This is a genomic window from Streptomyces sp. AP-93, assembly GCF_022808175.1.
In the GTDB taxonomy this organism is placed as follows: Bacteria; Actinomycetota; Actinomycetes; order Streptomycetales; family Streptomycetaceae; genus Streptomyces.
Genome location: NZ_JALGBX010000004.1, coordinates 169588 through 192846, shown reverse-complemented (window position 1 = coordinate 192846; position 23259 = coordinate 169588). Strand labels below are relative to the sequence as shown.

The 23259-nt window shown below is 73.4% G+C and carries 17 protein-coding genes; 7 read left to right on the top strand and 10 right to left on the bottom strand.

Annotated features, from left to right (window positions below):
* Nucleotides 1–19 precede the first annotated feature (19 nt).
* Nucleotides 20–460 carry an ATP-binding protein gene (locus MTF69_RS43700; protein WP_374322481.1) on the bottom strand — a complete coding sequence of 147 codons (441 nt, stop codon included), beginning with the start codon at nt 458–460 and terminating at the stop codon, nt 20–22.
* On the opposite strand from MTF69_RS43700, the gene MTF69_RS08630 reads away from it, so the two are divergent.
* Entirely contained in the window at nt 449–1840 is a 1392-nt protein-coding gene (locus tag MTF69_RS08630) for a glutamate decarboxylase (RefSeq protein ID WP_243332208.1), read from the top strand. The genes MTF69_RS43700 and MTF69_RS08630 overlap by 12 nt on opposite strands.
* 66 nt (nt 1841–1906) lie before the next feature.
* Here MTF69_RS08630 and MTF69_RS08625 read toward each other — a convergent pair whose 3' ends face one another.
* The 4 genes from MTF69_RS08625 to MTF69_RS08610 all read right to left on the bottom strand — a co-directional run bounded on the left by MTF69_RS08625 (nt 1907) and on the right by MTF69_RS08610 (nt 7304).
* Nucleotides 1907–4450 carry a Helicase associated domain protein gene (locus MTF69_RS08625; RefSeq protein WP_374322480.1) on the bottom strand — a complete coding sequence of 848 codons (2544 nt, stop codon included), beginning with the start codon at nt 4448–4450 and terminating at the stop codon, nt 1907–1909.
* Nucleotides 4451–4620: 170 nt separating this feature from the next.
* Complete coding sequence (locus MTF69_RS08620) at nt 4621–6321, bottom strand: sigma-70 family RNA polymerase sigma factor (protein WP_243332206.1); 1701 nt, start codon at nt 6319–6321, stop codon at nt 4621–4623.
* 76 nt (nt 6322–6397) lie between these two features.
* Nucleotides 6398–6808, bottom strand: coding sequence for a DUF4180 domain-containing protein (locus MTF69_RS08615; protein WP_243332203.1), 411 nt, complete (start codon nt 6806–6808; stop codon nt 6398–6400).
* Nucleotides 6801–7304: a helix-turn-helix domain-containing protein gene (locus MTF69_RS08610; protein ID WP_243332202.1), complete on the bottom strand. Its 504-nt coding sequence runs from the start codon at nt 7302–7304 to the stop codon at nt 6801–6803. Before MTF69_RS08610 ends, MTF69_RS08615 begins: the two co-directional genes overlap by 8 nt.
* Before the next feature lie 115 nt (nt 7305–7419).
* On the opposite strand from MTF69_RS08610, the gene MTF69_RS08605 reads away from it, so the two are divergent.
* A complete protein-coding gene (locus MTF69_RS08605) occupies nt 7420–8463 on the top strand; it encodes a S66 peptidase family protein (RefSeq protein ID WP_243332200.1) in 1044 nt (347 codons plus the stop codon).
* A 173-nt stretch (nt 8464–8636) separates the two neighbouring features.
* Nucleotides 8637–10769 carry a tetratricopeptide repeat protein gene (locus MTF69_RS08600; RefSeq protein WP_243332197.1) on the top strand — a complete coding sequence of 711 codons (2133 nt, stop codon included), beginning with the start codon at nt 8637–8639 and terminating at the stop codon, nt 10767–10769.
* Nucleotides 10770–10794: 25 nt separating this feature from the next.
* On the opposite strand, the gene MTF69_RS08595 is transcribed toward MTF69_RS08600, so the two are convergent.
* Nucleotides 10795–11595 carry an IclR family transcriptional regulator gene (locus MTF69_RS08595; RefSeq protein ID WP_243332196.1) on the bottom strand — a complete coding sequence of 267 codons (801 nt, stop codon included), beginning with the start codon at nt 11593–11595 and terminating at the stop codon, nt 10795–10797.
* 86 nt (nt 11596–11681) lie between these two features.
* On the opposite strand from MTF69_RS08595, the gene MTF69_RS08590 reads away from it, so the two are divergent.
* The 4 genes from MTF69_RS08590 to manD all read left to right on the top strand — a co-directional run bounded on the left by MTF69_RS08590 (nt 11682) and on the right by manD (nt 16056).
* Nucleotides 11682–12326, top strand: a complete 645-nt coding sequence (locus tag MTF69_RS08590) for a bifunctional 4-hydroxy-2-oxoglutarate aldolase/2-dehydro-3-deoxy-phosphogluconate aldolase (protein WP_243332194.1) — start codon at nt 11682–11684, stop codon at nt 12324–12326.
* Nucleotides 12323–13483, top strand: a complete 1161-nt coding sequence (locus tag MTF69_RS08585; protein ID WP_243332193.1) for a PfkB family carbohydrate kinase — start codon at nt 12323–12325, stop codon at nt 13481–13483. The genes MTF69_RS08590 and MTF69_RS08585 overlap by 4 nt, the downstream gene beginning before the upstream one ends.
* 279 nt (nt 13484–13762) lie before the next feature.
* The gene (locus MTF69_RS08580; protein ID WP_243332191.1) at nt 13763–14779 is read left to right on the top strand and encodes an MFS transporter; all 1017 of its coding nucleotides are present in this window, start codon (nt 13763–13765) and stop codon (nt 14777–14779) included.
* A gap of 38 nt (nt 14780–14817) precedes the next feature.
* Nucleotides 14818–16056 carry a D-mannonate dehydratase ManD gene (manD, locus tag MTF69_RS08575; protein WP_243332189.1) on the top strand — a complete coding sequence of 413 codons (1239 nt, stop codon included), beginning with the start codon at nt 14818–14820 and terminating at the stop codon, nt 16054–16056.
* A gap of 22 nt (nt 16057–16078) precedes the next feature.
* Here manD and MTF69_RS08570 read toward each other — a convergent pair whose 3' ends face one another.
* The 4 genes from MTF69_RS08570 to MTF69_RS08555 all read right to left on the bottom strand — a co-directional run bounded on the left by MTF69_RS08570 (nt 16079) and on the right by MTF69_RS08555 (nt 23106).
* On the bottom strand, nt 16079–16963 hold the full coding sequence (locus MTF69_RS08570) for an aldo/keto reductase (protein WP_243332186.1): 885 nt from the start codon (nt 16961–16963) through the stop codon (nt 16079–16081).
* Complete coding sequence (locus MTF69_RS08565) at nt 16963–18147, bottom strand: serpin family protein (RefSeq protein WP_243332184.1); 1185 nt, start codon at nt 18145–18147, stop codon at nt 16963–16965. Before MTF69_RS08565 ends, MTF69_RS08570 begins: the two co-directional genes overlap by 1 nt.
* Before the next feature lie 80 nt (nt 18148–18227).
* Nucleotides 18228–19559: a glycoside hydrolase family 18 protein gene (locus MTF69_RS08560; protein ID WP_243332181.1), complete on the bottom strand. Its 1332-nt coding sequence runs from the start codon at nt 19557–19559 to the stop codon at nt 18228–18230.
* A gap of 196 nt (nt 19560–19755) precedes the next feature.
* Entirely contained in the window at nt 19756–23106 is a 3351-nt protein-coding gene (locus MTF69_RS08555; protein ID WP_243332180.1) for a S8 family serine peptidase, read from the bottom strand.
* Nucleotides 23107–23259: the final 153 nt, after the last annotated feature.

The window sequence follows — 23259 nt, the reverse complement described above, 5'->3', positions numbered from 1 at the left end:
TGCGGAGAACACAGGGCCGTTATCCGGACATGCGCGGATAACTGGCAGGTCGAACTCTTTGGATGATCTTCCCGTCCGGACTGACTCCAGCGGCCCGGACGGGAAGACCTGTGAGAAAAAGATTAACTGACGGGAAATCCTGCGGTCGCGCGGGGTGGGTATGGAAGGGATCACACCGCAGAGTCGGCTGGAAGCCGCAGCCGGAACCGCCCGGTCCGGCGCTCAGCGTGCCACCGTGCGCCGCTGCGATGTCCCGCGCGATGGCCAGCCCGAGCCCGAGCCCGAGCCCGGTCCCGCCCGCGTCCCGGCTGCGCGAGGCGTCGAGCCGGGTGGAACGGGTGAAGATCCGTTCCCGGTCGGCCTCCGGGACCCCGGCGCCGCCGTCGCGGACCTCCCTGAAGTCGGCTTCAGGGTGATCTGTCCTGTTCCATCCCGTTATAGTCCCGATATGGCTCTCCACGAGACGAAGGACCCGCGTGCCCGCGACGCCGAGACGGACGTGTTCGCGTCCGCCCTCAGCGGCGAGATCCTCCCCAAGTACCGGATGCCCGAAGACCACTCGCCCACCGAGGTGGTCTACCAGCTCCTCCACAACGAGCTGCTCCTCGACGGCAACGCCGCCCAGAACCTGGCGACCTTCTGCACCACCTGGTCGGACGACGGGGTCCACCGGCTGATGAACGAGTGCCTCGACAAGAACATGATCGACAAGGACGAGTACCCGCAGACCGCCGAGATCGAGTCCCGCTGCGTCAACATCCTGGCCGACCTGTGGAACGCCCCCGCCGGCACCACCGGCACCGGCTGCTCCACCACCGGATCCAGCGAGGCCGCCATGCTCGGCGGCCTCGCCCTCAAGTGGCGCTGGCGCGAGCGCCGCCGCGCCGCCGGACTGCCCACCGACAGGCCGAACCTGGTGTGCGGGCCGGTGCAGGTCTGCTGGGAGAAGTTCGCCCGGTACTTCGACGTCGAGCTCCGCCAGGTTCCGCTGGAGCCCGGAGCCACCGGCCTGCGCCCCGGTCAGCTCGCCGCCCACGTCGACGAGAACACCATCGGCGTCGTCGCCATCCTCGGCGTCACCTACACCTGCGTCTACGAGCCCGTCGCCGAGATCGCCGCCGAACTCGACCGCATCCAGGCCGAGCACGGCTGGGACGTGCCGATCCACGTGGACGCCGCCAGCGGCGGCTTCGTGGCCCCCTTCCTCCACCCCGACGTGGTCTGGGACTTCCGGCTGCCGCGCGTGGCCTCCGTCAACACCTCCGGGCACAAGTACGGTCTCGCCCCGCTGGGCGTCGGCTGGATCGTCTGGCGCACCGCCGACCTGCTCCCGGCCGACCTCGTCTTCTCCGTGGACTACCTCGGCGGGGACATGCCCACCTTCGCCCTCAACTTCTCCCGGCCGGGCGGCGAGATCATCGCCCAGTACTACCTCTTCCTGCGCCTGGGCCGGGGCGGCTACCGCCGGGTCCAGCAGGCCTGCGCCGACACCGCCCAGTACCTGGCCCGCGAGATCGAGACCATCGGCCCCTTCACCCTGCTCTACGACGGCCAGGGCGCGCTGCCCGCCGTCTCCTACCGCCTCACCGACCCGCAGGGCGCGGGCTTCACCCTCTACGACCTCTCCGACCGGCTGCGGATGCGCGGCTGGCAGGTGCCCTCGTACCCGCTGCCCGCCGAGCGCGACGACACGGTCATCCAGCGGGTCCTGATCCGGCACGGGGTGACCCGGGACCAGATCGCGCTGCTCGTCTCCGACCTGCGCCTCGCCGTGGAACACCTGATCGCGCATCCGCAGCCCGTGCCCGCGGCCGCGCCGCGGTCCGGCTTCCACCACTGACGCGGCGCCCGGGCCCGGGCCCGCCCGGGCGGGTGGGTCCGCGCCGCCCGCGGGCGGGTCCGGCGCTCAGGACGCCGGCCAGCGCATCCCCAGCTCCGTCAGCGCGGCCGTCCGCTCCGGAGTGAGGGTCGCGGCGCGGGAGCGCTGGTTGGCGATCCAGGAACCGAGGCGCAGGTCCCGGTCGCCGACCCGTTCCACGTGCGTACGGGGCACCCGCAGGTGCCGCTCGCGGTCGTGGAACCGCCGGGCCGCCTCCAGGTGCGCCGCCCACGCGTCCGCGTGGGCGACCCGGGGCTTCGGCCGGTCCGCGCCCTCGGCGGGGGTCACCCCGAGGGTGTGCTCCAGCAGCCAGCGCTGGGCCCATGCGAGGCGCTCCCAGGAAGCGCGCTGGCCGCGCAGCCACACGCCGAGGTCCTCGCCCTGGACGACGGCCTCCCCGGGGCGCGCCGGGAGCCGGCCGCCCGCGTCCAGGTGAACCCGGGTCAGGTGGAAGGCCCGCTGCCAGGAGATGTCCCAGGCCGGACACCAGGACGCGTCGATGGCCTCCAGGGCCTCCCGGCGCTCCTGTGACAGGGCTCCGGGGCCCTCCCGGCGGGCCGCCGCCCGCTGGTTCTTGACCCAGACCCCGACCGGGGCGCCGCGCCAGGTGGCGTCCACCGGAGGCAGCAGGTGGCCGTGTTCGGCCGCCCAGCCGCTCGCCGCCGCCAGCCCCTCCTCGAAGGCCACGTCGAAGTGGCTCCACACCATGCCCAGTTCGTCGAGCTGCGCCACCCGCTGTCGGCCGAGCGCCCCGCGGCGGTACGTGCGCCGGGCATCGGCGATCCACTGACCGAGCGGGAACCGGGCCAGCCCCGGCGGCCACGGAGCCCCGGCGCCGAGGGCCTCACCGGCGGCCTCGCCGGCCCCCTCACCGGCCGCGCCCGCCCCGGGGGCTCCACCGGCCGAGGGCACCTTGAACGCGAACGGAACCTTGAGGTCCCCGGCGATCCCGGCGTAGATCCGGGCTGCCTCCACCCCGCGCCGCCAGTGCTCGTGCTCCGGGTGCAGGACGCGCAGCCGGACGAAGGCCGCCAGCAGCGCCGGGTCGCGGGGGGTGGAGAAGCTCAGCAGGGACTGCGCGCCGCCGCGCAGACCGGAACCGCCCACGGACTCCGCGCCGCCCGTGCCCGCGGCCGCGCGCCGGCTCGGGGCCTGGGGCTGCGCCAGGGCCTCGACGAGCCGGGTGTCGTGGGCCCGTAGCGCCTCGAGCAGCCGCGCGAGGTCCCCGTACGCCCGTGAGGTCAGCATCGTCTCGGGGGACTCGCCGGGCCCCAGCAGCACCGGCACCACGAGGGAGGCGACCTTGCCCTCCCCGGGCCGGATGCGCAGCGCCCGGCCGACGGCCTGGACCAGGTCGGGCATGGAACCCCGTACGTCGGCCCAGAAGACCGAGTCGCACTCCTTGGTGTCCACGCCCTCGCCCAGCACCCGGACGCTGCCCAGGAAGGCCTTGTCCGCGACCCGGTCGTCCGCGAAGGCGCCCAGCACCCGGCGCCGGTGCGCCGCCGTGTGCTGCCCGCACAGCCAGTCCGCCCAGACGGTACGGGGGTACACCGGCCGCGGGGCCCAGCTCGTGGCGCGCAGCCGGGCGGCCACCGCCGGCAGCCCGGCGGCGAAGGCCTCGGCCTCCCTGGTCAGGTGGTGGAAGACGAGGGTGCGCCGGAACCCCTGCCGCACGGCCGCCGTCACCAGCGCCGTCTGGAGCGCCGCGAGCCGGACCCCGCGCACGGCGTCGGAGCGTCCGTCCGGCCCGAGCAGTACGGCCGCCTGGAACTCCGGATCGCTGACGTCCACGCAGACCACCCGGTAGGGCGCGCAGATGCCCCGGTCGACGGCCTCCGAGAGGGTCAGGGTGTAGCAGCGCGCGCCGAACGGCCCGTCCGCATCGTCCTCCATGGAGGCCACCAGGTCGCCCCGGCCGCGCACCGCTTCCAGCCGGCCGGTTCCCCCGGCGGGTTCGTAGCTCCCGGCGGACGCGGAATCCTCGGGGGACTGCCAGACCCGGGGCGTGGCCGTCATGTACAGCCTGCGGACCGAGGGGATCCGGAGGTTGTCGTGCACCACCGCCCAGGGCTTGCCGATCCGTCCCGAGGTGCGGTGCGCCTCGTCGACCACGATCAGGTCCCAGCCGGGCAGCCCCCCGCGGTGCGCGCGTTCGATGGTGCCGAGGCCCAGCGAGGCGTACGTGGCGTACACCGTGACCCGGTCGACGGGCGGGCCCGCCCAGCCGGCCAGTTCGGCCGGGTCGGTGGTGGTGGGCACCCCCGCGTCCTCGCCGCGCAGCGAGCACACGGCGAAGGCGCGGCCGGTCCGGCCGCCCTCCCGCCAGGCGGCCGCGGTCTGCACGAGGAGGTCCAGGGAGGGCACCAGCACCAGGACGCGGCCGGCCCGCAGTTCCTCGGCCGTGTGCACGGCCACCAGCGACTTGCCGGAGCCCGTTGCCATGATGACCTGCGTACGGAGCCCGGTCCGTGCGACCCTGCGCCCGGCGGGCAGTTCCAGCGCACGCACGGCGGCGTCGACGGCCTCGCGCTGGTGCGGACGGAGTTTCTGCCTGCTGATGCGCCCCACCTCCACCGTGATCTGCCGGTTTGCTTCCAGCTCCTATCTTGCCCTCAGTTTGAATCATTGCGGGGAGATCGCACCGACGGGGTGCGGCGGAGCGCGCCGGGGCAGGGGACCGGGGCAGAGGGCCGACGGGGAGGGCGGGCGGACCGGGCCCGGGGACCGGGCCGGGAGGGTCACATCCGGGCACCGAAGTTCTGCGTCCACCACGGGCCGCCGTCGCCCTGGTGGATGCCCACGCCGATGTCCTTGAAGGCGCAGTTGAGGATGTTTTCGCGGTGGCCCTGGCTGTTCATCCAGGAATCCATGACGGAGACCGCGGTCCGCTGCCCCTTCGCGATGTTCTCCCCGTAGGTGGACCAGCGGTACCCGGCGGCGGTGGTCCGTCGGCCCGGGTCCGCGCCGTCCGGGTTGGTGTGCGAGAAGAAGTCCCGCCGCGCCATGTCGTCGGAGTGGCCCTGGGCGGCCGTACGCAGCTTCGCGTCGTCCTTGAGCGGCCCGCAGCCGGCCTTCGCGCGCTCGGAGTTGACCAGGGATATCACCTGGGAGACGGTGCTGCCGCCCGGCGGGGCCGGAGCGGGGCTCTTCGGCGGGGTGGACTTCGGGCTCGGCTTCGGGGTGGGCGTGGGGGTCGGCTTCGGAGTCGGGCTCGGAGTCGGGCTCGGGCTCAGGCTCGGCGAGGCCGTCGCGGAGGCGGACGCCGAGGGGCTCGGGGTGGGGGAGGCCGGCTCCGGGGGCAGCGCGGTCCCCGACTCCGGAGCCACGAGCGCCGCCGCGGGCGCCTCGGGGGAGGCGGCGTCGGGCCGGGTGGCGAGGTAGGTCACCCCGCCTCCCACGACACAGGCGGCGAGCACCGCGCCGCCGATCACCCGGCGCCGGCCGCGGGTGCGCCGCTGCCTGCGCAGCGAGGCGCGCCCGTCCCCGGGGACGCCCGCCGGTGCGAACTGCGCCCCGCCGCCGTCGGAGGGGCCGGCGCCCGGGGCGAAGGAGCCGCCCGCGTCGGAGGGGCCGGCGCCCGGGGCGAAGGAGCCGCCCGCGTCGTACGCCGAAGCGGTGGTGGCCAGGCCCGCGGAGGTGAAGCCGGGGTCCGTGGCCGCCCGTACGCCCGCGAGCAGCGCCGCCGAAACCGGCAGCAGCGCCAGCCCGGCCAGCAGTCCTTCGGCCGGGACCAGGCCGTTCCACAGCCCGCCGCACCGCAGGCACGCGCGGGCGTGCCGGGCTATGCGCTTGCGCCACAGCGCGGAGGGCAGGCCGTCCCAGCTCGCCACCACCACCCGCAGGTCCTCGCAGGGCGGCTGGGCGCCCAGCGCCCGCTCCACCACGCGGGCCGCCTCCAGCTGGGCCTTCATCCGCTGGACCCGTACCGCCGTGTGCTGCGCGGACAGTTCCAGCGCGTGCGCCATCTCCGCGCGGGTCAGCTCCCCGGCGCACTCCAGCCACCACAGCGACAGCAGCGCCCGGTCGTCGGGCTCCAGCCAGCGCGTGGCACGGGCCGTCTCGCGGCGCTGGCCCTCCAGCTGGAGCCGTACGACGGTCAGGTCCACGAAGTCCGCACCGGGATCGGCGAGCTCCCAGGCCGCTTCCAGTCCGCTCTCGCCGGGGGCGCTCCGGCGGGCCTGCCAGTGGGCGCGCACCCGGTTCATGGCGATCGCCACCAGCCAGGACCGGAAGCTGTGGTCGTCGCGCAGGCCGCCCAGCCCGTCGAGTGCCCGCAGCATCGTGTCCTGGACCACGTCGTCCACGTCGACGGAGCCGTTCAGGGCTCGCCCGACGATGTTGTAGACCAGCGGCAGATAGGCGCTGACCAGGTCGTCCTGAGCGCGGGGATCGCCCGCGCGGGCCGCGGCGACCAGCGCTGCCGTGTGCTGAGTGCTCATAGAAAAGTCCCTGTCCGTACCGGCGCTCGATGATGCCCAATACCTGGGAGACCGTCGAGGGGGACTTTGATAACGCTTATCCGCCGGACGGTTTTGCGGATGCGCGATCAGGAGCCTCCCCGGCCGGGGCGAGCCGGGCGGCCAGGGCGTCGAGATCGGGCAGGAACCAGATGTGGCGGCCCTCGTTCGACTCCCGTACGAGATCGCGCAGGGCCGAACTCTCCCCCAGGTGGCGCGAGAGGTCGCCCACGACCACCAGGCGGACCCGGTAGTTCACGAACTTCTGCATGATCGCCCCGGCGAGCCCGGTGCGCAGGTCGAAGAATCCGGCGTCCAGCCGCTCCACCGGGACGGCGACGATGTCGGTCCGGTAGAAGGCGCCGCCGATCAGCTGGTCGAGCGCGTCCTGCTCGGTGGCGACCGGCGGTCCGTCGGCGGCGCAGACCAGGACCGGAACGCCGTGGTGTTCCACCAGGAGGTCAGCCACGGTGCACCGGCTCCGCGTCGTGGTCCAGGTCGTTCCCCATGCCGTTGCCCGGGCCGAGCACCCCGTCGACCAGCTGCAGCAGATCGGCGGTGGTGGCGGCGTCTCCGAGGATCACGATCTTCATGCGGGCCCGCTCCCTGTCGTAGACCGTCTGGACGCGCAGCGCGGCCGGGGTCGCCCGCGGGGACTGCGCGCTCGCCGTGACGAGGTTCGCGAGCCGGTTCGCCGCGTCGGGGCCGATCGCGTCGATCTGCACGATGCTCGACACCTCCAGGTGCCGCCGCGGCGTCGCCCCGGCGGCGGAGGGATCCTTGGCGCCCGGGTCGGGGAGGCTGGTCAGGGCCTCGAAGTCCGCCCGGCTGATCCGGTACTGCTTGCCGATCCGGACGGCCTTCAGCCGGCCGTCGCGCACGTAGTTGCGGACGGTGCGCACGTGCAGCCCGAGCAGCTCGGCGACCTCGCCGACCGAGTACAGCTCACGTCCTTCGTCACTCATACATCTGGATCCTACCCCAAGGAGTGCCGATGCGGCGTGATAGGGAATTTTAGGGAAGGGGAGGGGTGCGGAAAACCCCTACGGTGGCGGCCGGGCCCGCTCCTAAGATCAGGCGATGACGGATCCTCGCTACCCCGCCAAGCCCCGCCCCGGAGACCGCGTCGCGGTGCTCTCGCCTTCGGCCGGTCTGCCCGCGCTCTTCCCGCAGCCCTACGAGCTGGGCCTGCGCCGGCTCCGGGAGGAGTTCGGGCTGGAACCGGTGGAGTATCCGACCACCCGGAAGATGGGCGCGAGCCCGCAGGAGCGGGCCGCCGACCTGCACGCCGCCTTCGCCGACCCCGAGATCAAGGCCGTGTTCGCCACCATCGGCGGCGACGACCAGATCACGGTGCTCCCGCACCTCGACGCCGAGCTCCTGCGCGCCCACCCCAAGCCGTTCATCGGCTACAGCGACAACACCAACCTGCTCCTGCACCTGAGGGACCTCGGGCTGGTCGGCTATCACGGGAGCTCGGTGATGGTCGAGCTGGGACGGCCCGGCGCCCTGCATCCGCTGACGGCCGGGTCCCTGCGGGCGGCGCTGTTCACTTCGGGCGAGTACGAGCTGACCGCCGCGGGCGCCAGCGGGGACGTCAACGGCCCCTGGGAGGACCCCCGCACCTTCGACGCCGAACCGGATCTCGAACCGGCCAAGGGCTGGACCTGGCACAACGCCGACCGGGTGGTTCAGGGCAACAGCTGGGGCGGCAACCTGGAGATCATCTCCTGGCTCCTGATGGCCGACCGCATCGTACGGCCCGTCGAGGAGCACGCGGGTGAGGTGCTCTTCCTGGAGACCTCGGAGGACATGCCGCGCGCCCAGGACGTCTACTGGATCCTGCGCAGCATGGGCGAGCGCGGACTGCTGCGGCAGTTCCCCGCCCTCCTGATGGGCCGGGCGAAGAGCTGGTCCTTCGAGAAGCCCTTCGACACCGAGAGCCGGGAGCGCTACCGCCACGAGCAGCGCGAGGCGGTCCTGCGGGCCCTCGGCGAGTACGCCCCCGACACCATGGCCGTCTTCGACGTGGACCTCGGGCACACCGACCCGCAGCTGGTGATTCCCGTCGGGGGCCGGATCCGGGTGGACGGCCCGGCCCGCCGCGTCTTCGTCACGTACTGACGAACATCCCAGCGCAGTAGCTCCGTTGGGGTTACGCCGACCGGGTACGGGGTGACAATGGGGCTCCCACGGGACGTGTTGGGGGCGGCATGCCGGCGTTGCTCTTCAGGGGATCCGGCCGGGCGCGGGGCTGGGCCGGATACCTCGGTTCGGTAGGGCTCGGAGCAGGTGCGGTGGCGTTGGCGGCGGTGTGGACCTCGGGGCCCTGGGCCGCCGGGATCGGCGCGGCCGTCACCACGCTGTTCGGACTGGCCGCCGAGCGGATGCGGCCCAGGGTGTGTCTTTCGGGTCAGCGCGGGCCCGGCCTGACCCGAAAGACGCACCCTAGGGGGGAGGATGCCGACCCCCGGCCCGCCGGGGAGGTGCTGCGCACGGCGGCGGGCAGGATCCCGCTGCTGCGCCACGTGGACCGTCCCGAACTGGCCGGAGCCCACCCGGCGGAGACCGCCGCGGCCCCGCCCGCGTACATCCGCCGCGACGCCGAACCGGGGCTGCGCGCCGCCCTGGAGCGGACCCGTTTCGTCCTCGTGGTGGGGGAGTCCACGGCGGGCAAGACCCGGCTCGCCTACGAGGTGGCCCGCACCCGCTACCCCGGCCACGCCTTCGTCCGCCCGCTCTCCCGCGCCGCGCTGGCCGAAGCGGTACGGATCGCCGGGCGGCGGCGCCGCGCCGTGCTCTGGCTGGACGACTTGGAGGACTTCCTCGGCGCGGGCGGCCTCAGCGGCGCGCAACTGGCCTCGCTGCGCACGGCGGTGGTCATCGCGACGATGCGGGTCCAGGAGTACCGGCGCTACGACGCCCGTGAGGAGAGCCGGCTCACCGGCTCCGACCGGGACGCCTGGCGGGCCCAGCGCGACCTGCTCCACCAGGCCACCGTCATCAGGCTGCCCCGGCACTGGTCCGCGTCGGAGCGCGGCCGGGCCGCCGCCCACCAGGGCGATCCGCGCATCGGGGCCGCGCTGCGCGCGGGCGAGCGGTTCGGGGTGGCCGAGGTGCTCGCGGCCGGTCCGGAGCTCCTGGCGGCCTGGGAGAACGCCTGGGCCCCGGGCGCCAATCCACGCGGCGCCGCCGTGGTCGCGGCGGCGGTGGACTGCCGCCGGGCCGGACTGCGCCGCCCGGTGAGCCGCGCGTGGCTGCGCGAGCTGCACGCCCCCTACCTGGCGGCCCGGGGCGGCGGGGACCTCCAGCCCGAGCCGTTCGCGGAGGCGATGGACTGGGCCTGCGCCGCCGCCTACGCCACGAGCGGGCTGCTCATCGGCAACTTCGGGGCCGGACTCACCGCATTCGACTACCTGTTGAACGCCCCGGGCGACGGGCCGGTGCCCGACCACCTGTGGCGCGGGCTGCTGCCGCTGGTGGAGCCCGCCGACGCCTATGACATGGGGCTCGTCGCCCATCAGGAGGGCCGTCTCGCGCGGGCCGTCGAAGCCCTCGGCCTCGCCTCCCGCGGCGGGGTCCCCGGCGCCGAACTGCCGCTGGCCATCGCCATCGGGGACTCCGGGAAGCCGCGGCGGGCCGCCGCCGATCTGGCCGGGATCGCCCGCAGGCGCGCCGGCCGGCTCGGGCCCAGGCACCCCGACACCCTGGCGGCGCGGCATCAACTGGCCTTCTTCGTAGGGGAGTCGGGGAACGATCTGGCCGCCGCGGCCCAGTTCGCGGAGCTGCTCGCCGACGTGGCGCAGGTGCTGGGGCCCGACCACCCGGACACCCTGGCGGCCCGCCATCAGCTGGCCTACTTCACCGGCGAGGGCGGCGATCCCCGGGCTGCGGCACGCCAGTTGGAGGCGCTGCTGGCCGACCGCTTACGGGTCCACGGCGGCGGCCATCCGCAGGTGCTGGCGACCCGGCGCAGCCTGATCTGGTTCCGGCCCTGTGAACCGGCCTACGCGGAAGCCGAGTTGAGGCGGCTGCTGGCCGAAGCCGAAGGTGCCGGGGGGATCGGGCCGGACGATCCGCACACGCTCGCCATCCGGGGGAGCCTGGCGGCGATGGCGGCCCGCGCCGGGCGCACCGCCGAGGCGGCCGGGGCCTGGGCGGAGCTCACCGCCGACCGGACCCGGGTCCTCGGCGAGGACCACCCGCACGTGTTCTACTCCCGCCTGGAATGGGCCCGCGCCCTGCTCGCCCGGGACCGGGCCTCCGAGGCGGCCGAGGTGCTGACCGGCGCCCTCGCGCGGGCCGAGTCCGTCCTGGAACCGGGCCACCGGCACCTGCGGACGGCCCGGGAACTGCTGACGCGGACCGCCGGCCGGGCCCCGGCGGCCGACCGGCCCGAGGACTCGCGGCGCGCGGCCGACCCCGGCTGACCGGCTGACGGCCCCCGGTGGCGGGCTACAGCAGCGGTGCCAGGGCCCGGGTGGCCGCGAGCAGCGCGGGCGCGTAGGCCTCGATCTCCTTGCGGGAGACCAGGAAGGTCACGGTGGTGATGCTGACGCCGCCGACCGGGCGGCCGTGGGCGTCCGTGATCGCGGCGCCGATGCAGCGGATGGTCGCCTCGTTCTCCTCGTCGTCCAGGGCGAACCCCCGCTCCCGCACCCTTTCCAGCTCCGCCTCCAGGGCCTGAGGTGTGGTGAGCGTCCTGGGCGTGCGGCGCGGCAGCCCGGCCGCGGCGACCAGCTCGCGGGCCTCCTCCCCGGGCAGCCGGGCCAGGATGCTCTTGCCGATCGCGGTCGTGTGCAGAGGCATCCGCATGCCGACCCGCGAGGCCGTTTGGAAGGGCTGCTCGCTCTCCAGCTTCCGGATGTAGGTGATGGTCTCCCCGCTGTGCAGGGCGAGATGGACCGCCTGCCCGGTGGCCTCCTGCAGTTCCCGCAGGATCTGCTCGATGCTGGCCGGCTCCCCGCCGCTGACCAGGGCGGACAGTCCGCGCAGCCGGGGGCCGACGCCGTAGCGGCTCTCGCCCTCGGAGCGTACGAAGCCCTGCTCGATCAGCGAGGCCAGGATGCGGAAGGTGCTCGACTTCGGCACGGCCGCCGCGGCCACGACATCGGTGAGCCGGTGCGGGCCGCCGGGTGCGGCCACGGCCTCCAGGATCCGCATCGACTTCTCCAGCGCCGTACCCGCGGCGGAGGTCCGGCCGCCTCGGGCAGTGCTTTCGGCCTCCGCGAACTCGGGCCTTTCGTCCGTGGACAAGGGATCTCCAGGGGTGGGTATGGTCTGCATCAGAAGTTCCGTTACACGATACCAAGTTCCGCTACGTGGAACAAATGGAGGGTCCTTTGTCCTGTCACCCGTATGCGGCCATCACCGCGCAGCGACTGCTGCCGGTCCTTCGCAACGCCGACGCGGACGAGGCCGTCCGCCACACCACCGCCCTGCTCGCCGCCGGCTGCCGCGCCGTCGAACTCACCACCTCCACCCCCGGCTGGGCCGAGGCGGTGGCCCGTACCGTGCCGCTCACCGACGTGCAGGGGCGCCCCGCCCTCATCGGCGTCGGCACCGTCACCACCGCCGATGCCGCGCGGACGGCACTCGACGCGGGCGCCGCCTTCCTCATCTCCCCCTACCCGGCCCCCGAGGTCCGGGAGGTCGCCCGGGAGCGCGGGGCCGTCTTCATCGAAGGCGGCTTCACCCCCGGCGAGATCGCCTCCGCGGTCCGGTCCGGCGGTGCGGCGAAGGTGTTCCCGGCCCACGTGGGCGGCCCGCGGTTCATCCGCTCCCTCAAGGCCGTCCTCCCCGACGCCCTGATCATCCCGACCGGCGGGATCGAGCCCGGCGAGGTCGGGGACTGGCTCGCCGCCGGCGCGGCCGCCGTCGGGATAGGCGGCGGCCTGCCCGCCGACCCGGGCGAGCTGGCCGCCGTCTTCGCCGCCCTCGCTCAGCCCTGCTGCGGCGACTGCGCGGGTACGGAGCGGCGACCGTGACCGGGGCTGTGACCGGGGCCGGGGCCGGACCTCTGGCCGGGCCGCTGGCCGGGGCCGGACCTCTGGCCGGGCCGCTGGCCGGGGCCGGGCCCCTGACCGGGGCCGGGCCCGCGACCGCGGCCGGGCCCGTACCGCAGGGCTACGACGTCCTCGTCCTCGGCGAGGTCCTCGTCGAGATCCACGCCGAAACCGCCCTGCGGGACGCGGCCGACGGCACCCCCGCCCGGGTCTCCTTCTCCGGGGACGCCCTCAACGCCGCGGCCGCCGCCGTCGCCGCCGGAGCCCGCACCGCCCTGCTCGCCGTCGTCGGCGAGGACGAACTGAGCGTCCCGTTGCTGGCCCGCGCGGCCGAGCTCGGCGTGGACGTCTCCCACGTACGCCGCTCCCCGCGCCCGAACGGCGCCTACCTGCTCTGCGCCGACACCGAGGGCGACCGCGAGTTCGTGTACTGGCGCACCTGCAGCGCCGGCTCCACCCTTTCGGTGGAACACGTCGAGTCCTGGCGGGAGTTGCTGACGGGCACCAAGGCCCTCATTACCAGCGGTATCACCGGAGCCCTGTCACCGAGCAGCCGCGAAGCCGTCCTGCTCGCCGCCAAGGCCGTGCACGAAGCCGGAGGACACCTCTCCTACGACCCCAACTTCCGCTCCCGGCTGACCAGTCGGGCCGAGGCCCGCACGCTGCTGGCCCGCATCGCCCCGCTGACAGGGCTGCTCAAGACCTCCTGCCCGGCCGATGCGCTGGCCATGGTCGACACCGACGACCCGGCCGAGGCCGCCGCCCGCTACCGGGCCCTGGGCGCCCGTACGGTCGCGGTCACCGCGGGCGCCGACCGGCTGCTGCTGGACGACGGCACGGCAGCGGCGTACCTGCCGGTCCCGGTCAATCCCGACCCCGTCGACGCGACCGGCGCCGGGGACTGCTTCACCGGCACCGCCACGGCCCGGCTCGCGCTGGGCGACGGCCTAGCGGACGCGGTCGCGTACGCGATGGCGGCCGCATCCCTCTCCGTGTCCGGCCGCGGCGGCACCGGACGCATCCCCGATTTCACCGACACGGCCGCCCTGGTGGCCGCCCACCGCGAAGACATCCTCAGGGCAGGGCGGGTGACGGTACGAGCATCGTGGCCGTCAAGGGGACTGCCAGGTCGATGGTGAAAGGGGACGGCGGCGGTGCGTCGGGCGCGCCGCCGCCTCATCCCGAAGGTTGCGAGAGCAACCGGTGTTGAACTGTGACGGGCCTGTACCTTCTGGCCTTCATCTTCAATTACGTGACTCCTCCCTCTCGCGAACGAGGGGGCTTCTCACTTGGCTCCAACGAGCGTCGTGACGGCCAAGCCCTGACCGCTGCCTGAGCAAGTGGGTAGCGTATCAGGCCACTTCGTGGTTTCGGGCATCGGGGGACATGTGCCTCCCCGACGGAAACCGGGGAGGCACATGCAAGTTGAGGGATGGTCGGTCGAACTGGTCCTCGCCCGCCTCGGCCTCGGCGTCGGAGAGGCCAGCGCCTACCCCGCCTCGGCCAAGGTGGTCTCCCGCTGGTTCCCCAAGCACGAGCGCACGATGGGCAACGCGATCTGGGACTCCGGCTCCCGGATCGGCGCGGTCATCTCGCTCCCGATCATCACGGCGCTCATCGCCTGGGCGGGCTGGCGCGTGGCCTTCTACGTCGCGGGCGCGCTCGCGATCGGATGGGTCCTGCTCTGGTGGAAGGCCTACCACGACCCGCAGAACCACCCGAAGGCCACGGCGGCCGAACTCGACTACATCCGCAAGGGCGGGGCGCGCCTGGAGGACGTGAACGAGGACGGCAGCACCACCGTCTCGAAGGTGAAGTGGAGTCAGCTGTTCCGATACCGCACGGTCTGGGGCATGATGATCGGCTTCTTCTGCCTCAACTACACCAACTTCTTCTTCATCACCTGGTTCCCCGCCTTCCTCGTCAAGGACCGCGGCTTCAACCTCGCCGAACTCGGCCTCTTCGGAATGATCCCGGGCTTCATCGCCATCGGCGGCAGCCTCGGCGGCGGAGCCGTCGCCGACTCCCTCCTCAAGCGCGGCTGGAGCGTCAACCGGGCCCGCAAGACCTGCCTGGTGGCGGGCATGACCGGCGCCTCCGCCATCGCTCCCGCCGTCTTCGTCGAGAACGCGGCCGGCATGATCGCGCTGCTCTCCGTCTGCTGCGCCTCGCTCGCTTTCGCCGGCGCCTCGGTGGCCTCGCTGCCGGCCGACGTCGCTCCCGAGCCCGGCCAGGTCTCCTCCCTCGCCGGCATCCAGAACTTCGCCTCCAACATCGCCGGGTTCCTCGGCCCGATCATCACCGGAGCGATCGTCGCGGCCACCGGGTCCTTCATGTTCGCCCTGGCCCTCTCCGGAGCCCTCGCCGTCGTCGGCGCCCTCTCGTACGGCCTGGTGATCAAGAAGGTCGAGCCGCTCCCGGTCCCCTCCTCCTGATCCCGTCCCCCCTCTCGAAGAAGCGAGGAAACACCACCATGAGCACCAGCACGAGCACCACCACGAGCACGATCGTCGAAGCCAAGGTCATCGTCAGCAGCCCCGGCCGGAACTACGTCACCCTCAAGATCACCACCTCCGACGGGGTCACCGGCATCGGCGACGCCACCCTCAACGGCCGCGAGCTGTCCGTCGCCTCCTACCTGGAGGACCACGTCTGCCCGCTGCTCATCGGCAAGGACCCGGCGGCGATCGAGCGGATCTGGCAGTACCTCTACAAGGGCGCCTACTGGCGGCGCGGCCCGGTCACCATGACCGCCATCGCCGCGGTCGACGTGGCCCTGTGGGACATCAAGGGCAAGGTCGCCGGGCTCCCCGTCTACCAGCTCCTCGGCGGCGCCGCCCGCGAGGGGGTCACCGTCTACGGCCACGCCAGCGGCAACGACATCCCCCAACTCCTCGACGACGTCGCGAAGTTCCGTGACCGCGGCTTCCGCGCCGTCCGGGCCCAGGCGGCCGTGCCCGGCGTCGCCAAGGTCTACGGCATGCGCAAGGGCGACGGGAACACCTACGAGCCGGCCGACGGCGAACTGCCCTCGGAGGAGTGCTGGGACACCGGCAAGTACCTGGACTGGGTGCCCCGGAAAATGGCCGCCGTACGGGAGAGGTTCGGCTACGACTTCCACCTCCTGCACGACGTCCACCACCGGCTGACCCCGATCGAGGCCGCGCACCTGGGCAAGTCCCTCGAACCCTTCCGGATGTTCTGGATCGAGGACCCGACCCCGGCCGAGGACCAGGAGGCCTTCCGCCTCATCCGGCAGCACACCACCACCCCGCTGGCCGTGGGCGAGATCTTCAACTCCATCTGGGACTGCCAGCACTTGATCACCGAGCGGCTGATCGACTACATCCGCACCTCGGTCTCCCACGCGGGCGGGATCAGCCACCTCCGCAAGATCTTCTCGCTCGCCGAGCTGTACGGGATCCGCTCCGGCTCGCACGGCGCCGGAGACCTCTCGCCGGTCTCCTTCGCCGCCGCGCTGCACGTGGACCTCTCCGTCCAGAACTTCGGGATGCAGGAGTACATGGAGCACCTGCCGCCCTACCAGGAGGTGTTCACCACCTCCTGGACCTTCGAGGACGGCCTCATGCACCCCGGCGACGCCCCCGGCATCGGCGTCGAATTCGACGAGGAGGCCGCGGCCCGCTTCCCGTACGAGCGCAAGTACCTGCCGGTCAACACCCTCGCCGACGGCTCGGTCCACGACTGGTAGGGAGCGGGTCCCCGTCGCCCGGCTACGCGGCTTCGAGCAGGGCGCTCTCCCCGGCCGACAGCCGCAGCGCGCCGGCGGCGACGTTCTCGGCCAGGTGCTCCGGGTTCCCGGTGCCGGGGATGGCCAGGACGTGCGCGCCCCGGCTCAGGGTCCACGCCAGGCGGAGCTGGGCCGGGGACACGCCGTGGGCCCGCGCGAGATCGCGTACCGCCGGGCCCTCCTCGGTCACCCCTCCGGCCTCCTTGCCCGCGCCCGCGATCGCGAAGAAGGGGACGAAGGCGATGCCCTGCTCGCCGCACGCGTCGAGGAAGGCGTGCTCCTCGGCCGGCGAACCGATCCCGTACGCGTTCTGCACGCAGACCACGGGCGCGATGGCCCGCGCCTCGGCTAGGTGGTCCGGCCGTACATTGGACACGCCCAGGTGCCGGATCAGCCCGGCCGTGCGCAGCTCGGCGAGGGCGCCGAAGTGCTCGGCGATCGAACCGCTCTCCGCCTGGCGCGGGACGCGCAGGTTGACCACCTCCAGGTGGTCGCGGCCGAGCTGGCGCAGGTTCTCCTCGACCTGCCCGCGCAGCTGCCCGGGCGTGGCCCACCACCAGTCGCCGGCGGCGTCGCGGCCCGGCCCGACCTTCGTGGTGATGACCAGCTCGTCGGCGTACGGGGCGAGGGCCCGGTTGATGAGCTCGTTGGCGGAGCGGGTCGCGGAGAAGTAGAAGGCGGCGGTGTCGATGTGGTTCACGCCCAGTTCGACGGCCCGCCTCAGCACCCCGGTCACCCGGTCCCGGTCGCTGGGGGAGCCGTCGGCGAGGTGCGTGAGGCGCATCGCGCCGAACCCGATGCGGCGGACCGGGAGGTCGCCGAGCAGCCAGGTGCCGGAATCGGCCGCGGTGATCTTGTCGGAAGTCATCAGAGGAGGGTATCGGGGTCGGTGACCCAGCCCGCGAACAGCACGAGACCGGACTCCCGGTCGACGGCGAGGAAGCCGAAGGGCCGGTCCACCTCGAGATCGGCCTGCCGGACCCGGTACGACCGGACGCTCGCGGCCCCGCGGAACATGCCGACGGCGGTGACGGCCGCGGCCTCGAACCCCTCGGCGTGGAAGCGGGCCACGGCCGACTGGCGGGCCGAGCCGACGGCCAGCGGGACGCGGGAGATGCCGGGGAAGTGGCCGGGCCGGGCGGCCGCGGAGGTGAGCCCGAACAGCCCGCAGTGCCGCAGCAGGTCGTGCTCGGCGCGGATGTCGAAGGCCACCGTGCCGATCCGGACCACGGGGTCGGGGCTGGTCGAGTCCACTGTGCGGAGCGACAGCCCGGGACCGGCGGCGCCGTCGGGAAGCCCGCTCGCGGTCGAGGAGGCCAGCGCGCCGGTGACCTCGGCGATCCCGGTGGTCAGGACGTCTCCCGGCGCGGTCCCGGGCTCGCCGAGCAGCAGGTGCACGTCCACGCCGTGGGCGCCCGGCGCACCGGGTACGGACAGCAGGGTGACCGGGCCGGAGGGTCCCCGGGCCACCCGGATCCGCTCGGGGAGGGCGTGGGTGACGGCCAGTCCGCGCAGGGAGCGGCCGGTCCACGGGCCGTGGGGCGGCTGCACCCGCCGCTCGGAGAAGGGCTGCTCCCAGGTCAGGTTCAGCGCGAGCGCGGAGGCGAGGACCAGGTCGACGTGCGGACCGACCTCCACCGGCATCTGCTCGACGAGGCCGCCGGTGCGCTCGGCCGCCCAGGCGTCCAGGGCCTTGCGGTCGGCGTCCTCGTCTCCGGTCAGGACCGACCGGGTCCCGGCGGGGAGCCGGGCCGACCACGCCTCCTCCAGCGGGAGGTCCCGCCGCGCCCACACGCCGGTGGCGGCGCGCAGGCCCCGTACGCCGTCCAGGGCGGTCAGCAGCTCCCGGGCGGCTTCGGCCGCGGTGTCGGCGGGTATGCCGAGGGCGTCGGCCAGTTCGGTGCGGGCCGGGCCGTCGGCGCCGTCCGCGAGGAGGGCCAGCAGCGGCCAGAGCCCGGCCGCCGTGAACACCGTGCCCGTGCCGTCAGCCGCCGCCTGCCCGGCCCAGCGGGAAGTGAGCGCGTTGACCGCCCGTACCGTCTTCGTCTTCATGCGGGGGAGCGTAAGGGTTGGGGCGCCGCCGGGACGGGTCGTTTTCCGCGGCCCGGCGGCGCTGTTCGGGGGCGGGGCCGTCAGCGGCCGCGCAGGCCCTCGTCGACCGCGGTCATCAGCTCACCGTCGGCGGTGTCCGCGTCCAGTGACCAGAACATCGCGCCGCCGAGGCCCTCTTCGCGGATGTACCGGGTCTTGGTGCGCAGCACCTGCGGGTCGTCGTACGTCCACAGGGTGGTGCCGTCGAAGAGCCAGGCGCTGCCGTTGCGACGGTCCCGGTGGAGCTTGTAACTGCCGGACGCCGCGAGCTGCTTGAGCTCCTTGTAGTCCGCGTACCCGTTTGCCCAGGCGGCCGGAGCCGGGCCCGTCGCGGGCTGCCCCATGCCGTCCCCGCCGCCGCTGACGCCGGTCCAGCCCTGCCCGTAGAACGGCATGCCCATCACGAGCTTGTGCGCGGGCGCGCCGCGCCGCTCCCAGGCGTCCACGGTGCCGTCGACGCTGAAGTCGTTCCTCGCGTACAGCGCGGACTGCTGGGCGGTGGTCGCCTCGCCGGAGACGTGGAAGTCGTAGCCCTGGAGGGTCACGAAGTCGAGGTCGCGCATGATCCGGCGGACGTCGAAGCCCGCGTCGATCTTGGCGGGGGCGGTCGGGACGAAGGCGGACAGCTCGTACTTCGCCTTCCGCTTCTGGCTGCGGGCGTAGTCGTCGAGCTGCGTGCGGAACTCGCTCACCAGCGCCGTGAAGTTCTTCTTGTCCTCGGGGCGGAAGGTGGTGTCGGCGTCGCCCGAGGAGCCGGGCCACTCCCAGTCGAGGTCGATCCCGTCGAAGATCCCGGCGGCCGAACCGGCGCCGCCGCGGCTGCCGTCCTGCGGGAGGTTGCCCTTGATGTACAGGTCGATGCAGGAGGACACGAGGGCCTTGCGCGAGGCCGGGGTGAGCGCGGCGTCCGAGAAGTGCGTGGACCAGCTCCAACCACCCAGGGAGATCAGGACCTTGAGGTCCGGGTGCTTGGCCTTGAGCTCGCGGAGCTGGTTGAAGTTGCCGGCGAGCGGCTGCACCCAGTCGTCGGCGACGCCGTCCACCGAGTTCTCGGCGTCCAGCGGACGGACGTAGTCCGCCCAGGCGTCGGCTTCACCGGGGACGTTGCCGGTGAAGCACTTGCCGTCCGCGCTGATGTTGCCGAAGGCGTAGTTGATGTGCGTGAGCTTGCTCGCGCTGCCGTTCTTCTCCAGGTCCTGGACCTGGAAGTCCCGTCCGTAGACGCCCCATTGGGTGAAGTAACCGACCCTCTTGTACGAGCGGCCCCGGTCGGAGCCGTCGTGGCCGCCCCCGTCGTGGGCGGGGGCGAAGGCGGTCAGCAGGGAGAGGGAGCAGGCGGCAATGGCCAGCCTGCCGAGCATGCTGCGGCGCATGGGCTTCCTTTGCGGATGCGGTGAGTGGTGCCGGGGCGCGTGCGCTGTGCATGCGGAAACTATTGGTCTGGACCACAGCGGGTCAAGGGGGCGGGGTGAAACGTGGTGGGCAAACGCGGGTGGGCCCCGCCGCCGGCGGGGCCCACCGTGTTCGCCACGGTCACGTCAGGCTGGACGGACCGGTGCTGCGGTCACCTCACGGCACGAGCCGGTAGGCGTTCGTGATCGTCTCGCACACGGTGTTGCCGGCCTTGTCCCTCAGGTACACCCGGAAGGACACGGACTTGGCCGTCGCCGGGTGCTGCACGACCACCGAGCTGGCCCCCTTCGCGTCGGTCGCCACCGCGAGGAGCCTCCAGGTCTTCCCCTCGTCGAAGGAGACCCGGACGGTCAGTGCGGCGACCTGCCCGGCCCCCGCGGCCGGCCCGCCCAGGTGCAGCGGAACCTTCAGGGCGGCGCCCACCCGCGCCGTCCCGCGCAGGCTCAGCGTCGGGGAGAGCCGCACCGTGGACAGCGGCAGCCGGACCGACTCGTCCGTGGGAGGCCGGGCCGAGGTGAACGTCCAGGCCGCGGCCACCTTCGTACTCGTCGTGGTGTCCAGGGGGGAGCGGCTCGACTCCGCGCTCAGGCGGTAGGCCGCCGAGCCGGCCGGAACGTCTGCGTTGACCTGGCCGCTGTCCGCCCCCTCGGCGATGACCTTGCCGCCGGACTCCAGCCGGGTGAAGCCCCCGGTGACGTACGAGCCGCCCACGTGGCCGCTGCCGTCGTTGAACAGCCGGAGGTTGGCGTAGATGTTGTCGCCGGTCCGGTGGACGCCGACCCCCTGGAACCCGCTCTCCATGCTGGGGCCGACCACGCCGAAGTTGAACTTCACGGCCTTGCTGCCGCCCGGCTTGTAGGTGACGAGGTCGGTGTCGTAGCCCAGGCGCGAGTCACCCTGGGCGTTGAGCTGGTACACGTTCCAGGTCCAGCGGACCCCGATGGCGCTGACGTACTGGGTGCCGGACATCGGCAGGTCCTGCTCGATGGGGTCGCGCATGCCGAAGGCGGACGTGCCGGTCACGTCGTAGGGCGTCATCCAGATCAGGCCCTTCGCCCCGGTGACGGACGCCGCGAAGCCGAGCTTCAACTCGGCGACCTCGGCCCGGGTGACGGTCTTGGTGAGGCCGGTGAACAGGCTGCCCGTGCGGTTGAAGGCGAGCCGGTAGTCGACGTTCTTGCCGGCCGCACCGGGGTTCTTCCACAACCCGTTGAACTGCGCCTGCATGCGGGTGCTCGTCGTGCCGAGCGCGGCGGTGCGGACCTGTGTCTGTCCGTCGAAGGTCCAGGAGCTGCCCACCCGCGCGTTCGGATCGGTGTACCCGAGGGTGCCGCCGACCAGCCGTGCTGCCGGATCCGGGGTGGTGACGGCCAACGGCTTGGCCTTGCGGGCGTCGAGCGCGATCGTGGTCTTCGCGGTCACCTTCACGACCGGCTGGACGAAGACGGCCATCCGGCCGCCCGCGCCGTAGACGACGCTCTCCAACTGGTAGTCGCCCTTGGGTATCCGCTTCACCACGGTCCCGCCCGGCACGACCGGGAACTCGATGCGTCCCGGCACCTCCCGGTCGATCTTGGTGAGCACGCTGGCGTAGCCCGACGGAGCCGCGCCGTCGACATCGGTGTGCCGCAGGACGACGTCGTACGACTCCACCTCGCGGACGACCACCATGCCGGTGCGCACCGACTGGCCGCCGCCATCGGCCCGTACGCTGCCGCCGAACGTGCCGTCGGCCGTGCCCTTGCGGGTGTCGACGGTGACGGTGGTGGTCGCGGTGCCCCCGGCGGGGACGGTGAGCTGGGCGTCCTTGACGGTGAACATCCCCGCCGGGGCCGGGCCGCCCCCGGGGCCGGTCGTGGTCGTGCTCAGCTTGAGGGTGACGGGCTTGGTGCCGTAGTTGCGGTAGGTGAGGGACCTGCCGACCGGCTTGTCGTCGGTGTGCGGCCAGAGCCGCGTACCGAAGTCGAGCGAGCCGGACTCGGAGACGACGACGGCCGTGGCGGCCCGTGCCAGGTCGACCCGGCCGGAGCCCTGGTCGGAGGCGCCCAGCGCCGGGTCGGGCCGGGCGGATCCGGTGAGCAGCGCCTTGAGCTGGGCGCCGCTCCAGGTGGGGTGCTGCTGGAGCACCAGGGCGGCGGCGCCCGCGACGTGCGGGGCGGCCATCGACGTGCCCGACAGGGTGGTGTAGCTCTTGTCGTCGGGGTTCCAGCCGTGCGTGCTCAGGGCGGCCATGATGTCGACGCCCGGAGCGGTGATGTCCGGCTTGGACACCCCGTCGGCCGTCGGGCCGCGGCTGGAGAAGTCCGCGATCCGGTCCTGCTTGTCGACCGCGCCGACCGTGAGCGCCGCCGGGGAGCTTCCGGGCGAGCCGATGGTCCCGGGCCGGTCGCCGCTGTTGCCCGCGCTGATCACGAAGAGGGCCTTGGCGGAGAGGCGGGCGACCGCCGCCTCCTTCGGGTCCACGCCCGGGTCGTCCTGGCCCCCGAGGCTCATGTTGACGATCTTCGCGCCCTGGTCGACGGCCCACTGCATGCCGCTGATGATGCCCGACTCGGATCCCCAGCCGTCGTCGTTGATGACCTTGCCGTCCAGGAGCCGCACCCCGGGCGCCACGCCCTTGTACCGGCCGCCCGAGCGCGCGCCGGTCCCGGCGACGGTGGAGGCCACGTGGGTGCCGTGCCCGAACCGGTCGAGGGAGTCGGGGGAGTCGCTGAAGTTCTTCTCGGCGACCTCGACGCCCTTGAGGTCGGGGTGGTCCTGGTCGACGCCCGTGTCCAGGACCGCCACCTTGACGCCCTTGCCGGTGTAGCCCGCCTTCCACATGACGGGCGCGCCGATCTGCGGCACGCTCGTGTCGAGGGCGGCGCGGACCTTGCCGTCCAGCCACACGTGGGCGATGGGCGTGGTGGGAGCGGCTCCCCGCGTACGGGCGTCCGTGCCGGCGACGACCGCCGACCACAGGGCCGCGGTCTCGGCCTTGGGCACCTCGAAGGCCTCGCCGTCCACGGAGGGCAGCGGACGGCGCTCGCGCGCGACCCGGGCGAGCGGGTCACCGGTCGCGAAGGCGCCCACCGGGGCGCCGCCCTTCCGGTAGCCGACGATCAGGGGCAGCGCGCCGCGGCGCGCGTCGTCGTACCCGTCCCTGGCCAGCTGGGCGACATCGAACAGCCGCCGGTCCAGGACGCCGTCGCCGACCAGGCGCAGGGCGTCCATCGGAATGACGTACGTGTGCCCGGCCTCGCGCCGAACCGAGAAGGTGGTCTTCTCGCGGCCCGCACCACGCGTGATCCGGACGACGACGGCGCCGTCGGTGCCGCCGACGACCACGCGGTCACCGGTGATCAGCGTCACCGTCGCGTCGGCCGTCGGCTTCGCGCCGGTCGAACTCCCCATGGTGTCCTGGGTGTCCTGGGTATCCTGCGTGTCCTGATACGTGTCCTGCTGCGTGTCCTGCGCGGTGGAGTTCGCGGCCAGTGCCGGCTGGATGCCGGCCGCGGCCGTCCCCATGATCAGCGTCCCGGCCACAGCGGCTGTGAGTGCCGCCGTTCCCGCCCTTGTCCTGGATGCCACCGTTTCCCCCAATTCGGCGTGAGCGCCAGCGCGTTCGCCGGTACCACGCATCCATGACGGGATCCGGTTCTCCACGGCCGCAAGAGGGAG

Bases quoted from the DNA above. Each gene is read 5' to 3' on its own strand.
- MTF69_RS08630 (WP_243332208.1), top strand. From the start codon at position 449: ATGGCTCTCCACGAGACGAAGGACCCGCGTGCCCGCGACGCCGAGACG.
- MTF69_RS08555 (WP_243332180.1), bottom strand. From the start codon at position 23,106: ATGGGGACGGCCGCGGCCGGCATCCAGCCGGCACTGGCCGCGAACTCC.
- manD (WP_243332189.1), top strand. From the start codon at position 14,818: ATGAGCACCAGCACGAGCACCACCACGAGCACGATCGTCGAAGCCAAG.
- MTF69_RS08620 (WP_243332206.1), bottom strand. From the start codon at position 6,321: ATGAGCACTCAGCACACGGCAGCGCTGGTCGCCGCGGCCCGCGCGGGC.
- MTF69_RS08605 (WP_243332200.1), top strand. From the start codon at position 7,420: ATGACGGATCCTCGCTACCCCGCCAAGCCCCGCCCCGGAGACCGCGTC.
- MTF69_RS08560 (WP_243332181.1), bottom strand. From the start codon at position 19,559: ATGCGCCGCAGCATGCTCGGCAGGCTGGCCATTGCCGCCTGCTCCCTC.
- MTF69_RS08580 (WP_243332191.1), top strand. From the start codon at position 13,763: ATGCAAGTTGAGGGATGGTCGGTCGAACTGGTCCTCGCCCGCCTCGGC.
- MTF69_RS08565 (WP_243332184.1), bottom strand. From the start codon at position 18,147: ATGAAGACGAAGACGGTACGGGCGGTCAACGCGCTCACTTCCCGCTGG.
- MTF69_RS08570 (WP_243332186.1), bottom strand. From the start codon at position 16,963: ATGACTTCCGACAAGATCACCGCGGCCGATTCCGGCACCTGGCTGCTC.
- MTF69_RS08610 (WP_243332202.1), bottom strand. From the start codon at position 7,304: ATGAGTGACGAAGGACGTGAGCTGTACTCGGTCGGCGAGGTCGCCGAG.